Source organism: Actinokineospora sp. PR83 (genome assembly GCF_021056305.1).
GTDB classification, from domain to species: domain Bacteria; phylum Actinomycetota; class Actinomycetes; order Mycobacteriales; family Pseudonocardiaceae; genus Actinokineospora; species Actinokineospora spheciospongiae.
Genome location: NZ_JAJCXD010000067.1, coordinates 1 through 14,819 on the forward strand (window position 1 = coordinate 1; position 14,819 = coordinate 14,819).

Annotated in this window: 14 protein-coding genes and 1 pseudogene; 9 read left to right on the forward strand and 6 right to left on the reverse strand. The window is 61.8% G+C overall.

Annotated features, from left to right (window positions below; all coding sequences use genetic code 11):
• Both L6E12_RS22650 and L6E12_RS22655 read left to right on the forward strand, forming a co-directional pair.
• Nucleotides 1-947: pseudogene (locus L6E12_RS22650) on the forward strand (transcriptional regulator); the annotation flags it as partial.
• A complete protein-coding gene (locus L6E12_RS22655) occupies nucleotides 944-1,294 on the forward strand; it encodes a signal peptidase I (RefSeq protein ID WP_236229939.1) in 351 nt (116 codons plus the stop codon). The pseudogene L6E12_RS22650 and the gene L6E12_RS22655, both read left to right, overlap by 4 nt.
• Here the strand turns inward: L6E12_RS22655 and L6E12_RS22660 are convergent.
• Complete coding sequence (locus tag L6E12_RS22660) at nucleotides 1,291-2,721, reverse strand: helix-turn-helix transcriptional regulator (RefSeq protein ID WP_236229940.1); 1,431 nt, start codon at nucleotides 2,719-2,721, stop codon at nucleotides 1,291-1,293. The genes L6E12_RS22655 and L6E12_RS22660 overlap by 4 nt on opposite strands.
• A gap of 169 nt (nucleotides 2,722-2,890) precedes the next feature.
• On the opposite strand from L6E12_RS22660, the gene L6E12_RS22665 reads away from it, so the two are divergent.
• Nucleotides 2,891-3,403 carry a hypothetical protein gene (locus tag L6E12_RS22665; protein WP_236229941.1) on the forward strand — a complete coding sequence of 171 codons (513 nt, stop codon included), beginning with the start codon at nucleotides 2,891-2,893 and terminating at the stop codon, nucleotides 3,401-3,403.
• Nucleotides 3,404-3,522: 119 nt separating this feature from the next.
• Complete coding sequence (locus tag L6E12_RS22670) at nucleotides 3,523-4,014, forward strand: hypothetical protein (RefSeq protein WP_236229942.1); 492 nt, start codon at nucleotides 3,523-3,525, stop codon at nucleotides 4,012-4,014.
• Nucleotides 4,015-4,888: 874 nt separating this feature from the next.
• Here L6E12_RS22670 and L6E12_RS22675 read toward each other — a convergent pair.
• A complete protein-coding gene (locus L6E12_RS22675; RefSeq protein WP_236229943.1) occupies nucleotides 4,889-5,500 on the reverse strand; it encodes a TIR domain-containing protein in 612 nt (203 codons plus the stop codon).
• 204 nt (nucleotides 5,501-5,704) lie between these two features.
• Nucleotides 5,705-6,583: a macro domain-containing protein gene (locus L6E12_RS22680; protein WP_236229944.1), complete on the reverse strand. Its 879-nt coding sequence runs from the start codon at nucleotides 6,581-6,583 to the stop codon at nucleotides 5,705-5,707.
• Between the two features lie 230 nt (nucleotides 6,584-6,813).
• Between L6E12_RS22680 and L6E12_RS22685 the strand changes: the two genes are divergently transcribed.
• Nucleotides 6,814-8,436, forward strand: a complete 1,623-nt coding sequence (locus L6E12_RS22685) for a tetratricopeptide repeat protein (RefSeq protein WP_236229945.1) — start codon at nucleotides 6,814-6,816, stop codon at nucleotides 8,434-8,436.
• 21 nt (nucleotides 8,437-8,457) lie between these two features.
• On the opposite strand, the gene L6E12_RS35790 is transcribed toward L6E12_RS22685, so the two are convergent.
• From L6E12_RS35790 to L6E12_RS22695, 3 genes are all read right to left on the reverse strand, one after another.
• Nucleotides 8,458-9,063 (reverse strand): metallophosphoesterase, encoded by a 606-nt coding sequence (locus L6E12_RS35790; RefSeq protein WP_374201931.1) that lies wholly within the window; start codon nucleotides 9,061-9,063, stop codon nucleotides 8,458-8,460.
• Entirely contained in the window at nucleotides 9,060-9,821 is a 762-nt protein-coding gene (locus L6E12_RS22690) for a nucleotidyltransferase domain-containing protein (protein WP_236229946.1), read from the reverse strand. Before L6E12_RS22690 ends, L6E12_RS35790 begins: the two co-directional genes overlap by 4 nt.
• A 372-nt stretch (nucleotides 9,822-10,193) precedes the next feature.
• Nucleotides 10,194-10,520, reverse strand: a complete 327-nt coding sequence (locus L6E12_RS22695; protein WP_236229947.1) for a hypothetical protein — start codon at nucleotides 10,518-10,520, stop codon at nucleotides 10,194-10,196.
• Between the two features lie 134 nt (nucleotides 10,521-10,654).
• Here L6E12_RS22695 and L6E12_RS22700 point away from each other — a divergent pair, with 134 nt between their 5' ends.
• From L6E12_RS22700 to L6E12_RS22715, 4 genes are all read left to right on the forward strand, one after another.
• Nucleotides 10,655-11,224 (forward strand): type I-E CRISPR-associated protein Cas6/Cse3/CasE, encoded by a 570-nt coding sequence (locus L6E12_RS22700; protein WP_255683374.1) that lies wholly within the window; start codon nucleotides 10,655-10,657, stop codon nucleotides 11,222-11,224.
• A 10-nt stretch (nucleotides 11,225-11,234) separates the two neighbouring features.
• Nucleotides 11,235-12,164: a CPBP family intramembrane glutamic endopeptidase gene (locus L6E12_RS22705; protein WP_236229948.1), complete on the forward strand. Its 930-nt coding sequence runs from the start codon at nucleotides 11,235-11,237 to the stop codon at nucleotides 12,162-12,164.
• Between the two features lie 120 nt (nucleotides 12,165-12,284).
• Nucleotides 12,285-13,493, forward strand: a complete 1,209-nt coding sequence (locus L6E12_RS22710) for a sensor domain-containing protein (protein WP_236229949.1) — start codon at nucleotides 12,285-12,287, stop codon at nucleotides 13,491-13,493.
• Nucleotides 13,494-13,496: 3 nt separating this feature from the next.
• Nucleotides 13,497-14,141 (forward strand): response regulator transcription factor, encoded by a 645-nt coding sequence (locus L6E12_RS22715; RefSeq protein ID WP_236229950.1) that lies wholly within the window; start codon nucleotides 13,497-13,499, stop codon nucleotides 14,139-14,141.
• Nucleotides 14,142-14,819 lie beyond the last annotated feature (678 nt).

Below are 14,819 nucleotides of genomic sequence, written 5' to 3' on the forward strand. Positions count from 1 at the left end.
ACGACGGCCCCACCCTCACCGCAACCGCCGCCGACGCCGCCGTGACCCGCATCGCCGAAACCCTGGCCCTGGGCACCCGCATCACCGACAACCCGCTCTACCGCCTCACCAGCGCCGACATCACCCCTGGTCGCATCAACGGCACGTTCGGCGTGGCCCCGTTCATGGAGTATGCCCTCACCCTCGACCTCCTCGAAGGCGAGCTGGTCGACGCCCTCGCCGAAGGCCGCCCCACCACCCCCGGCGCTCTCCCGCTTCGAGACGCCCACCTCCCCACCGTCGAAGCAGTCCGCGACCTTCCCAACCGCCTCTGCGCCGGTGGCGTCCTGGCCCTCACCGCCATAGCCCGCCCCGCCGACCATCGCGGCCCCGCTGACTACCTCCTCCTCATCCAAGAACGCTCCGGCCATGTCATCAACGCCGCCCGCCGCCTGGCCGTCATCCCCAAGGGCTTCCACCAACCCCTGACCGACCTCCGCGGAGACGCCCAACTCGGCGCCACCCTCCTCCGTGAAACCGAAGAGGAACTGTTCGGCCGCGGCGACATCGACGGCACCCTCGGCGACATCCGCACTGCCGACCCCATGCACCCGAGCCGCCTGTCAACGCCCCTGGCCTGGCTCCTCGCCGAGCCCGACCGCGTCCGCATGGAATGCCTCGGCTTCGGCCTCAACCTCGTCAGCGGCAACTATGAGTTTCCCAGCCTCCTCGTCATAGAGGACGAACAATTCTGGGCAGACCACGGCGGATCAATAGAAGCAAACTGGGAATCAGCAAACCTCCGCCGTTACTCCACCCGCGACCCGGACCTCATAACCGAACTCCTCAGTGAGGTAGCGTGGAGCAATGAGGGCCTGTTCGCCATGCTGCAAGCCCTCCGCCGCCTCAACGCAATCGGCGGCAACCGCGTGAACCTGCCACATATCGAATGGGAGATAAGCAAGTGAACCAGAACTGGTCAACCGGCAACGCCGAAGACGACGGCGCCCCCACCCGCGGTTGGCTGGTAGGCCACTTCATCGACCCCAGCGAAGGCGTCCGCTCCCAAAAGGACGTCGAAGTCAAGTGGGGCATCCACCCCCCGGGCGACAAGCGCGCCGACTGGACCGCCGACGACCAGCGAACCACCCTGGTCATCCTCATCAGCGGCCACTTCCGTGTGGACGTCACCGGCGGCTCCACCACCATGACCCGCCAGGGCGACTACATCATGTGGGGCCCCGGCGTAGACCACTCCTGGGAAGCCCTCGACCAGTCGATCGTCCTCACGGTCCGCTGGCCCTCTGCCACCTAACCCACACCCCACTCCACCGCAGGCAACCTCACCCGGCCCCCGCCGATCTCCCGCAACCGCCGAACCCCCAACAACAGCGCAAACAGGCCCTCATTGCTCCACCGGTCATCGGTAATGAGGGCCTTCATGCTGTCTGCATCCCGCGTCGAATACAACATCAACCCCGCCGACTCCCAGTTGGCTTCGATCGCCCCGCCGAACTCCTCCCAAAACCTCTCATCCTCCACAACCACCAACCCGGCGAACTCATAGTTCCCACTCACCAAGTTCAACCCGAACCCCGTGCATTCCACGCGCAGGCGTTCCGGCGCTCCCATCAACCACCGCATCGGCGCCGACAACCGATCAGGATGCATCGGCGCCGCCGCACGCATGCCCCCGGTCGTGCTGTCCAGCTCACCGCGCCCAAACAGCTCCTCTTCCAGCTCCCGCAGCACCGTCGCCACCAGCCGAACGTCCGCCCGGACATCGTTCAACGGCCCATGGAACCCCTTCGGGATCACCGCCAACCGCCCAGCGGCATTGACCACCTGCTGTGACCGCTCCTGAACCAACACCACGTAGTCCCCACCAGGCCGCGCGATCGCACACAACGCAGGCACCCCGCCCACGCACAACCGCCCACCCACGTCGAACACCGAGGCCAGATCGGGCAGTAGCGCCCGCCGCAGCCCGAGTTCCCCCGCGGTGACTTCGCGCTCCAATACATCCATCGTCAGCGCGTAGTCCACAAACGATGCCACTTCCACCCGGCCCTCGACAACACCGGAAGCCACCGACACCTCCACCAGCCGGTACAACGGAGAGTCCGTCAGCCGCCCACCCGACGCCGCCGCCTCCGCCAGCCGCCGCACCGCCCACTCCGCCGCCACCTCCCCGAGCTGCCCAACCTCGAACGACGACCCCACCGACAGCTCCAGCCCATCCCCAGCCACCAGCGAACGCCGCACATCGAGCCACCCCGGCCGCGTCGCCACACTGGTCACCACCTCCACACCACCCACTACGGCCCGGAAGACTCCCGCGTCCGGCCCACCGCCGTAGAACGTCCGCATCGCCTCAGCAACAGCCCGCCGCCCCAAGTCCCGACCAACCGCACCGCTGTGGGCGCCTGACTCCATCCGTGCCCGACACGTCCCCGGCTCCCAGCCAGCTCGCGCGTCCACCCATGCGCACCACTCCGCCAGCTCCCCAACGGCGACAGCCGAGACGGTCTCGCCGTCCACCAGCCCACCGACTTCCGCCAAGCTGCATCCCAGCTCCCGAGCCAGCATCGGCCGGACATGCGGCATCGGCATGTGTTCACCGGACTCCCACGTCGCCACTGTCGTGCGATCCACACCCAACGCCGCACTCAGGCTCTCCTGGGTGTGCCCAGCAGCCTTTCGTGCCGCAGCCAACTCGACTCGCCGCTGAAACTGGCTCATGGCCACCCCTCCCTGGCGTCGGTTCCATCACCGTAACAGCCGAAATCGGCCCTACCGGTCGAACCGCGCCCACCCCACGGAGCCCCCACACCGCTCCCGTGGCTTCTCCCACCCTTCGCCGGTTGAGTCGGCACCATCCGATTCCACCCACGAAACGCACGGAGACCCAATGCGCTCCCGCCTGCACCTGCCGACCCTCATCGCCACCGCAGGAATGCTCGCAACGTTCGCGCTGGTCCATCGCCACCGCACCCGCCCGCCCGGCTTCCCCTACCTCCACGAAGACCTCTACGCCCTCATAGACCTAGCCGAAAAGATGGCCGCAAACCTCTCTAACGGCACCCTCGATCCACTCCAACTCGACAACCTCGAAGGCACCGGCCGCACTGTCCTCGACTCCTGCCGCTGGCTGGCCAACAAACGCGCAATCGACCCCGCAACCTGTGACACACCACCACTCCAAGCCAATTTCATCCACGCCAATCTCAACAGCCTGACCACCATCTGCCGCAACATCCTCGACACACTCGCCAGCAAGCCCCTATCGCGCGACACGGTCACCCAACTCTCCGACGTCTACACCGACACCATTACTTCCCTGCGCTGGCTCCTGAACCACTTCCACACCCCCACCGGAAAACTCCTCCACAACGACCTCCGCAACACCGCGGAGGCAAAGTAGCCATGCCCACGACCCGATACCCGCGCGTCCCTTACGTCACGGCCTGGAGCAACGAAGTTATCAAACCCACGCCCGTGATCCACCTCCCCAGAAACCGAGGCATCACCTACCCCGACGAAATGATCGGCGACCGCGACTCCCGCGGCATCCTCTGGGCACGCACCCCACTGGCCCACGGCCAAGGTACCCCCATATTCGGCCGCGTCCACGCCGCCCGCCAACGCCGAGCCATGCGCAAACTCCTCTGCCAAGTCTGCGCAGCCCCCGCCGACCACACCGACGACGGCATCCTCTGGGTCCTCCTCGACCACCGCACCGACTGGCCCAACTGGCCCACCGGCATGGGCGTAACCGAACCCCCGATCTGCGCACCCTGCCTGACCATCTCCACCCGCGCCTGCCCCGCCCTACGCAAAGGCCACGCCATCATCCGCGCCACCCACGCCCCACTCGCAGGCGTCCACGGCGCCCTCTACGCCCCCTCACCCACCAGCCCCCGACCCACATTCCTCGGCCCGGAAACCCTGCACTACGACAGCCCCCGCCTGCCCTGGCTCCTCGCCTCACACCTCGTCCGCGAACTACTCGACACCACCATCCTCAACCCCTGACCCACGTCTCCAGGACACCCCATGCCCACAACCCGGAGCCTCACCCCCAGCACTCAACTATCAACCACCCCACACGTTCGTATCTATCACTGCGGCTACACCTTCCGCCTCGCGAAAGGCGACACACTCATCGCCGTCTTCCGCGGAACCGCCATCGAACAACACCGCCACCTGATCATCCACGACCACCTACCACCTGGCCCCGTCACCGAAGGCCCTCAAACCCCCACCGCAGCAATCCCCACCCCACCCGGCCACCACTGGGCCGACACCACCACCCTCACCGCACTCGCCCGCCACTGGACCAAGACCCGCCAGCCCTTAGACCCCCGCCGCACCTCGGCCCTGACACGGCCGCCCGATCCTCGCCACGACCCGCCACCACTTCGGGACGGGACACCTCCTGGACCACTCTCCAACCCGGTCCTCAGCGCCTAAATCACGCGTGTGGGACACCTCTGCCCTAAGGTGTCCCGGCCTTGTTGGCGCAGGTCAACCTGTACATGGGCCTGTCTCGGCCGCAGCTGGGCGTCCCCAGCCCAGGACACCTCATGCCCGACCCACGGCGAAGTCCATGCCGCCCCCGACGCCGCGCCATGCGCAACCTCCTCTGCTAAGTCTGCGCAAACCCGCCGACCACAACGACAACGGCAACCTCTGGGTCCTCCCCGACCACCGCACCGACTGGCCCCACGGTCACAACTGGGCAGATACTGCGGCCTCGTCGCCCTCGCAAATGCTTGGGCTACTACATATCGTCGTCGCTAAACAATCCCAACGGCACGCTACGCCCAGGTTCCGATTGTAGAAATAAGCCAAATGAGCGCGTACCACCATATTCAATGTCCGAAAACATAAGTCTGGCGCCCGTGAATTATGGTCGCACCGCAGACCATTCTACGCCGACGCCAGACTGTTCAATTTCTCGTGCTAGATACATCTTCCATGCTCCGCTCTCATCTAGAGGAACATATGCGATACCGGAAACGTCTCCGGGATTCTCAACGCCATCTTCGTACACTAGAGCAACTTTCGCGCGGCCCAGGGCGCCAAAAAAGAATCCCAATTCAAACACTACGTTCTGCCTCGCGCGTGGCTTCAAAACGTCTTCGTCTTTCGCTTTACCCAGGTCATCCTTCGTAGCGAGCACTACAGCGTAGGCAACCGAACTAGCATATTTCTCGAATTTCTCAATGAGCGTGTTTCCAGCACTGGACTGCTCGTGAAGGACGATGGGTTCGCGTTTAGTCAGGCTACGCAGGAATCTAGCGACCTGATGTTTCTTTGCATCGTCGTGACCGTGGACCAGAAATATGTCGGAGCCAGTCTCAACAGTCTCTGCGAGAGGCTCCGGAAGTCCCCCACTCAACTCGATCTCCAACTTCGCCGCCTCAAGTATTGATATCACTTTCCTGACACCACTCACCCGGTACGGGGCGAAATCAGTTCCAGCGGTGTATATGCCAGGTGTATAGCGCACGCTCACGAAATTACTGTAAAGCTGATTCGCATCTCCTAACACGTTCCTTAAGATAACTCCCGTCTTCTCACGCCAGAGAGTGAAGTCTTGCGGATGTCCGTTACTTGCTTCAGAAATTTGCTCGTTAATCAAGTGAATTTTATGTTTTTTGTCCATTGTTTAATGGTACCTAATCTCCACAAATACCATGGGGTTGGGGCAGATAAAGACCTACACCGTTGCCAGGAAAGCCGAAAGTTCAAGCATATCGACTTCTTCAATGTCAGAGGGATGTATAATAATATTCAACTGATTAGTGACAGGACTTGATCGCGACCGTGCCACAAAAGAGAGAGTGATCAGCCGGATCAAACTGGCACGGTCTAAAGAGTCCACTTTCGCCAACTGACTTCCAATTATCGCCATAGAAACCGGTTCGCGTCGAGCATGTATATCGATTGAATCCCACAGTTTAGCAAGACTGTGCCAGATCTCATCAACAGACGCACGAGCAACCATTCGATCATCCATCCTTGCGTATGCAACGCAAAGGATAATCCGGTTGTCCTTCTGAAGCGCGACGGTGGTGCCTATAGGAAATCTTTCAGACTTCCCTAAAATCTTGTTGGTCGCATACGATTCAGACCTAGTCCAAAGCAGAGTATTGTTGAGTTCTTCATCTAGATCACAAGTATTTGGATAAAACTTTCGCTGAAACTGTGCTTGAATGCTATTGGGATGAATGATTCGGGCGTCGCTGATGTCAGTATCAAATGTATCAGTAAAACCGACGACAATGTGAGTTTTTTGCTCGAACAAGTCGCCGACCAATACTTGGATCGAGACGTTCGGGCGCTCCAAGTGCCGGACAAGGGAAAGTCGTGGCCACGCACGATGTAACCCGACCGCCACCGGCGTTACTCCCAAAGCAAGTACCATCAAAGCAGGTTGATAATTAGCATTTGGAGTTAGAATATCGTATACCTGCAATGATCCGCCAATTACACCAAAAGTAGCCAAAGCATCTCGCAATAATATTTTGACCCCACGCCGCGAACAAAACACCGTAGAAAAACCCTGTCGGAGTCGCCTAATCTTAAATACACCCAAGATGTCACCTCAAATCTCCTGATCGGCCATAAATACTACCGTACTGGAGATCACCGTAAACTAGCGGATCATACCGTGATTTGCGGATCACTCCGATTTTATAGCCACTACCGTCGAACCTTCTGGATGTTGGCACCGCCCCGCCGACTGCCAAGCGGATGATCACCGGGAAGATGTAGCCGACCGGGACAGCTGACCCAGACGATACTGCTCACGGTATCATTCCGCGCATGACGTTCGACGTGTCAGGAAGGCGAGTTTTTCTCGCTTCCCCCAGGGGTCTTGAATTGGAGCGTAGTACTTGCCGCTCACTTGCTCAAGAGTTCAATGAGAAAGAAGGTGAAGCCAAACGCGTCGCCTTCTACCTTCATGGATGGGAGAATATTGCGGGCGGAGTTGGTCGACCGCAAGAGATAATAAATCAGGATATAGACCAGTGCGACTACATGATTTTGATACTTGGAAGCCGTTGGGGTTCAGCATCGACAATCGGAGGAGATTACACCTCCGGTACAGAAGAAGAATTTTACCGCTGCATCGACTTACTGTCCCGGCCAGAAGCACATATGCGCGACGTGTACATATTGTTCAAGACGGTCGATCCGGAGAGGCTGCTCGACCGAGGTCCTCAACTCCAGAGCGTGATGGACTTTCGAGACTCAATTGAGAAATCGAAAGAACTCTTTTACGGTGTTTTTGACTCGATTGAGAGTTTTTCTGCGAAGATCTATGCTCAGTTGCACAAGTGGTCGCTTCCCCTTTCGCCACGAATGCCCATCACTATGCGTGCTCTTGTAAAGCCGCTGCAAGGCTCTGTGCAACCTCAGCCCTTTTCAGCTACGCCCGAGCAGATACTTGAGAAAGCTAAAGAGCACGCAGCCAATGGCCTAACTATGCAAGCTGAAGCGGCTTTCGCTTTCGCCATCAAAGACAATGATCCAGCAGCCTTGTCGGAATTCGCACTGTTTATGCGACGCACGGGTCGAGTAACAAAGGCGTTGGAAATCAACCAAGCAATCCTTGCTAATCCCGAAATCATCGGTGATACCAGCACGGATGCTGTTAGTCTGCGGATCAATACCCTTGCTAACATGGGTGTCATCTATCGCAAGCAAGGCAATATTGCACGTTCGATCAAAGTACTTCATGAAGCCATCCAAACGGCTGAATCAAGCAAGCACCCGGTATATAAGGATCTGTGCTACGCGCTGGATAACTACGGCTTGAGTTTACTTCGCGCGCGCAAGGTGGAAAAAGCAGAGGAAAGTTTTGAAAGGGCTCACGCCCTACGCAATGAATTTGGCTCAGGCAGAGACTTGGCTCAATCGGCCGCCAATATGGGTCGTCGACAATTGATCACGGGGCAATTTGCTGAAGCAGAGCAGTATTTCTCTGAAGCAGCGGATACAGTTGGGGTTGAGTTGGACCAGCATCTTCTTGCAAATGTTCTGTGCGGAAAAGCCGAAGCCGTGCTTCGGCAGGAGAGGACCGAGGGAGTTAAACAACTTCTTGACCAAGCATTCGCGATTAATATAAGTCTGGGTCACTCAGACGGGATTAGTATCACGCGTTCGCTGTTCGCACGTCTATGCATCGCCAAAGCGCAGTTCACTGAGGCAATTGAGTATGCCACTAAATGCCTGGAAGACAATGTCGAATCAGACAATCTCATAGGCCAAGCGAATGGAAATTTGCTGCTTTGTCTCGCCTACACTGGTTTATCCAGATTCCAAGAGGCTCAGGAGTGCCTCGCGTCTGCGAAGAGAGAACTGAACTCAATTGACGATTTTAATCTGTCAAGAGAAGTAGAAAGCGCTGAGCTAGCTTTGGTCGGCAAAGAAGACGCTGCGTGAGGTCTTTGCTGACAACCATATCTAGAGATCAGACTGAAGCCAAGTAAGACTCGGCCAAAACAGGCATGACAATGGCGCTCCCTCGATCGTTCCGCAACCGGTGTCAATAAAAGCTGTCGAACCTTCAATTACAGGTATTTGTCCACGCTGTGGAATATGCCCGTGAATTCGGAAGACGCCATTTGGGGTTTTCTGAACTCCTGGAGATTTGGGATCGTGCGTGGCCATAAGACCACTAGTTCGAAATACTCGAACCAAACTTTTGAGGAAGCTCCAATGTTCTGGAGGAAAAGATTGAAAGAAGGAGTCGGCGACGTCGCCCTCCGCTTGGTCTAGGTAAGACAATATTGTCGACGCGCCACCTATTCGGAGAAATGGGTCAATCGCCCTGGTGTCCAGAGCGCGCAAGAGAGCTTCTTCGTGATTTCCAAGTAAAAACGTACAGTCCAGATCGTTTCTTGTGCTCAGTTCTATCAGGGTAGATATAACAGCCTTCGAGTTTGGGCCTCGATTGATGTAGTCCCCTAAGAACACCAATTTGTCAGTTTGCGGTACAACCTTACGTAGTAAGTTCACGAGCGGCTCGACGTGCCCATGAATATCCCCTATGAAGGCGATATCGTTCACAGTACAATTCTTTCGATTTCATCGTATGGAAGAGATTCGTCGCTTCCTAACGCAAAGGTCCCAAGATTGGATACATCACGTTCTGTACTAGACATACCGACAATCAGACCGTGTAGTGAACCAAAAGGATTAGAAGGAAGGACCCCTAATACCTTCTGCAGACGTACGACGAGATCGTTGAAAACTTCAGAAGTCGGCGACGGATAGATCTCGGCGTGCGATGAAAGAATTACATGATACTCGGGAGTTTCGAAGCGTTCGGCGAGTTCCTTGAGCGAAAAACATGGGTTACCCTGCTGAAGCGCAAGAGCGTAGATAGCAGTCCGGAGTAGGTAACGAGCTACCTGGGTCAAGCCTGGGAGATACTGCTTTAAGTCGTCTTCTGCAACATCTAGCACCATGGAGTACTTCTTGATGCGCGATAGCAGATCTATCGGATCAGGTGGCTCGAACGAGTCAAGAATGGCACCTAAGTCTCCGTAGGGGTCATGGAATATCACCGAATCGCGCGACAGATGCATACCAAATAGTGTTCTGTTAGAACTCAACAACTTCGCGCTGCTGTAGCGAGAGACGCTTATCTTCGGTCCTGGTTTAGGAACTAACCCGCTCCAATTTAGAATTAGTAAATCGAGGTCCGAATGAAATTGTGCATCTTGGCGTGCCCAGCTTCCATACAGCAATGCGCCTGTACACTTTCCTTCGACGGCGGACCATGCTCTCACACTCAGTTCCGTTGGTACATTCTGAGCGTTCATAACGTCTATAAAAATGTCGCGCTCTATATTTGTCGGCAACTTCGATTGCCTATTTATTGTCATTAGACCGTCACTTAAGTTGACTTTAGATGTGCGATGATTCTATCATCTGAGATCCGGCAAAGATGAGCAGGTTGATTTGTCTTCTCCCTTGAGCGATGGCGTGAGAACATAAATCAATTGCGCTAATAACTCGATCTAGTTCAGAATCGCATCTTTTGGTGTCAATTGACCTTGAGAATAGGTTGCGGTAAGGAATTTCACCCGGCCTGTTATGTCAGGAGGCTGAGCCGTTTAGACATTGCGTATCTCGCACCGCGGACACTCCATTACCCCACGACTAGGTTCATGATCAACAACTTGGTGTGGGTGTCACGGCAGCGCCAGGCGTAGGGACAATGCCTGGGTACGACCTCGGACACACGCACTATCTACACCGGGGCAGGCTGTTGCGTAGACGGGCTGCTCTTTTGGTTTGTACCGAAGGTGTAGGTCGACCGCCCGGTACAGCCGGACCAGCCCGGCGGGCTTGGCGTCCGCGAGCGTGGCGCCGACGTCGCCGAGTGAGTCGATCATGGCGTAGACCTCGGCCCGGTCCAGTTCACCCACGGCGGGCTGGTTGTCGATCTCGACTTGTGCGGCCACTCGTTCGGCTTGTGCCTGGTTGATCGGTTCGACCAGGGCAGCGGGGGTCGACACCGGCCGCGATCGCCTCTTGCAGCTTTCGCAGCCGCCGTTTCGCTTCCGCCTTGCGCGCTTTGGCGTTGCTGGTCACGGGTGCCTCGTGCGGACCGGCTTGAACGCCCATCATCGCGTCGACGGTCTCATCGGCGTTGTCCGGGTGGAACAACTCCCGGCCCCCCAGTGTCAAGCGCGGCATCGCCGACGTGCACGACATGCACCGCACGCTGATGTCCGCCTACCCCGATCAGCCGGGGCTGAGCACCTACCGCCAGGCGCACGGCGTCCTCTGGCGGATCGACCCGGCCCGCACCGCCGTCACCCAGCTCGTGCAGAGCGCCACCCGCCCGGACTGGAGCCGCCTCCCCGAGGGGCACGTCGCCCGGGCGCCGGAGAGGCAGTCGATGCGGCAGGTGCTCGACGCGCTCACCCCGGGCCGCCGGTTCGCCTTCCGCCTGCTGGCCAACCTCACCCAGTTCTCCCGCACCGCCGCCGAGTCCCCCAAGCGGTTGCCGCACCGCACGACCGAGGGGCAGGTGACGTGGCTGAGCCGAGCGAACTCATGGAACAGCCCCGCCTGCGCGGGGAACGGAAAACGGGCCGAGGCCAACACCGGCGCGACTGTTCCGCCGTGGTCGGCGAGCGGCACCGGCCGTGGTGGAGTCTGCTCCACCACGAGGACGCCCGTCGCCTGCACTGCTTTTCCCGAGATCCATTCCTAGCCTTCGAGTCATGACTTCGACACCAGCCGCCCGCACCGGCCACGCCCCGCCCAACCGCTGGCAGGCCCTGGTCCGGCGGTACCCGCTGATCACGTTCTTCGCCCTCGCCAACGGCATCAGCTGGCTCGCGTGGACGCCGTACATCCTGTCGCTCGACGGGTTCGGCGTCCTGGACTTCCGTTACCCCGACTTCATCATGGGCAACCAGCTCACCGCGATCCTTCCCGGCGCGTACCTCGGGCCGCTGACCGCCGCGTTCACCGTCACGGCGATCACCGAGGGGCGCGCGGGCCTGCGGCGGTGGCGCGGGCGGTTGTTCCGGTTCCGCGCCGGGATCGGGTGGTACGCGGTGGCGCTGCTCGCGGTGCCGACCGCCATCGTGGTGGGCACCGCGGTGCTCCCCGGCGCCGGGGAGGCCATGCGGTTCCCGTCGATGACGGTGCTGGCCCTGTACCTGCCGATGCTCGTGCTCCAGTTCTTCACCACGGGTCTGTCCGAGGAGCCCGGCTGGCGCGACTTCGCGCTGACCCGCCTGCAGCAGCGCCACCACCCCCTCGTGGCGACGCTCATCCTCGGTGCCCTGTGGTCGCTCTGGCACTTCCCGCTGTTCCTCACCCCGTGGGGCGGCCCGGACGTCGGGCCGGTCGCGATCGGGCGGTTCGTGATCATGGCGGTGGAGATGAGCATCCTGATCACGCTGGTCTACAACAAGGGCCGCCAGAGCGTGCCGCTGGTCATGCTGCTGCACTGCTCGATCAACAACTTCCAGTCGATCGCCTTCTCCGAGGTCTTCCCCGGCGAGAACCCCGTCTGGGCCTGGGGGCCCGCGCTCGGCTTGGGCGCGCTCTGCCTGGTCGTCATCGCCGCCACCCGCGGCAGGCTCGGCTACACCGCTCCGGTCACCAGCCCCACCGCCCGGAAGACCGAGGTCCTCGTATGACCCGCTCGCCTGCCGCGAGCGCCCCGCGCGGCCGTCCCGTCGGCACGGGCGCCTGAGGTGACCCGGCCACGGCTCGTGCCACGATTGCCCACCACCGTCGCCCCGAGAGGAGCAGCCACCGTGAACGTCCCCTCCCCGGACCGGCAGTGGCGCAGGGCGTGGGGGTTCCTCGCCGCCACCGTCGTGGTCGGGTGCCAGGCCATGGCCGCGCTGCTGGCGATGGTCGTGTGCGTGGGTCTGGTCGTCCCGCTGCCGCTGCTCCCGCACGTCGTCCGGTTCGCCCGCCGCCTGGCCGCGGCCGAGCGGGACCGCGTCGGCCGGTACCTGGCGACCACGATCCCGCCGCCGCCCGCGGCCGCGGGCACCGGCGTCGTGGAGGCGGTGACCAGCCCGCGCGACCGCAGGGACGTCCAGTGGCTGGCGCTGCAGGGCACGCTCGGCCTGTTCGCGGGGTTGGTGGCCATCGGCTCGCCCGCCGGTGTCGTGCAGAACCTGTTCGTGGCCGCGTTCTGGCCTTTCCTGCCCGGCGCGAGCACGACGTTCGACAACCCGGTGGCGTCCTGGGCGGGCGCGGGGGTCGCGGTGCTGGTCGCCGCCGCGTACGGCCTGCTGGGCGTGGTGCTGGTGCCGCCGCTGGCCCGCTGGTGGGCGAGGACCAGCGCGGCCAGGCTCGCGCCGTCGAAGCGGACGCTCACCGAGCGCCTGGCCGAGGTCACCGCGACGCGGGCGGCGGCGCTGGAGGCGCACGGGGCCGAGCTGCGGCGCATCGAGCGCAGCCTGCACGACGGCACGCAGAACCGGATCGTCGCGGTGGTGATGCACCTGGGCATGGTGGAGCGCGCGCTGACCCGCGACCCGGGCGCGGCGCTGCCGGTGGTCGCCGCCGCCAGGGAGGCGGCCACCGACGCGCTCGCCGAACTGCGCGAGGTCGTGCGGGCCATCTACCCGCCCGTGCTGGCCGACCGGGGGCTGACGGGCGCCGTGGCATCGCTGGTCGCGCACTGCGCGATCCCGTGCACCCTGGAGGAACACCCCATCCCGCGCCTGCCCGCGGCGGTGGAGGCGGCGGCGTACTTCGTCGTAGCGGAGGCGCTGACCAACGCCGTCAAGCACAGCGGGGCCGACCGGATCACCGTGGACCTGCGCCACGAGGACGACGTGCTCGTCGTCGAGGTCACCGACGACGGCTGCGGCGGGGCCGACCGGGCGCCCGGCAGCGGGCTGACCGGCATCCGGGGTCGGGTGGCCGCGTTCGACGGCACGACCAGGATCGACAGCCCCGCGGGTGGACCCACTGTCGTGCGGGTGGACATCCCTGCGGGACCATGAGCCGTGCGCATAGTGATCGCCGAGGACGACGCCCTGCTCCGGGAAGGCCTGACGCACCTGCTGCGCGCCGAGGGGATGGAGGTCACCTCCGCCGTCGACAACCCCGACGACCTGCTGACCGCGCTCGACGCCGACCGGCCGGACGTCGCCGTGGTGGACGTCCGGATGCCGCCGACGTTCCGCGACGAGGGCCTGCGCGCGGCGGTCCGGGCGCGCGAGCGGTGGCCGGGGCTCCCGGTGCTCGTGCTGTCCGCGCACGTGGAGGAGAGCTACGCGACCGAGTTGCTGGCCGACGGCGCGGGCGGTGTCGGCTACCTGCTCAAGGAGCGGGTGGGCAAGGTGGCCGACTTCCTGGACGCCCTGGAGCGGGTCGCCGCGGGCGGCACGGCGTTGGACCCCGAGGTCGTGGCCCAACTCCTGGTGCGCAGGCGCGCCGACGACCCCCTGCTGCGCCTGACGCCGCGCGAGCGCGAGGTGCTGGGGCTGATGGCCGAAGGCCACTCCAACGCCACGATCGGCGCCCTGCTGGTGATCAGCGACGGCGCCGTGCACAAGCACATCGGCAACATCTTCACCAAGCTCGGCCTGCCCACCACGGACGCGGGCCACCGCAGGGTGCTGGCCGTGCTGGCCTACCTGAAGGCGTGACACCACGGTCTCGGGTCGGCAGGTCCGACTCCTCTCGGAACGGTTCTGGGATCGACACCTGCGGTCCAGAAGTTGATCGCCGGGGAGAGCGCGGCCGGGGAGTGCGTTGCGCTGGCCACGAGCAGGCTGTCCCCGGTGGATCGCGACGACCTCAAGTGGTTGGTCGCCTCGGGCGGGCAAGGTGGTGATCCACTGATGGGCTCTGGTCCGGATCGAGTTCGACGCGCTGCTGTGACGCGTCCCGCACCGTCGCCTCCTTCCTCCAGCGGTTCGGACGCAGACGTGGTACCCGGGCACAGCCTTGATGCCACTGCCTGATCGGTGCGAATTAGCCTGTTTGGGTGATACATGCTGATTTGGCCGTGAAGTGGGGGTGTTGTGCTCTTGGCTGGTCCCGGCGTTGAGAGGGGGCTTGCGTGCCGAACGGATATGACGTTGTCACCGGGGAGATCCGGCGTGCTGCCGGGGCCGCGGGGGAAGCGGCCGATGTCGCCAGTGGAGTTGATCCCGATGCGGCGATCCGGAGTGTGGGCGGTGCTCTGCCGGGTTCTCGGACCGCGCGGAGTGCGGTTGGCGCGGGGGATCACTGGCGGACGCGGTTGGCCGCGTGGGTGGTGGAAACGCGGGGGTATGCGCGCGAGCTCACGGCATCGGCCGAGTTGTACGAGGCGAATGAGG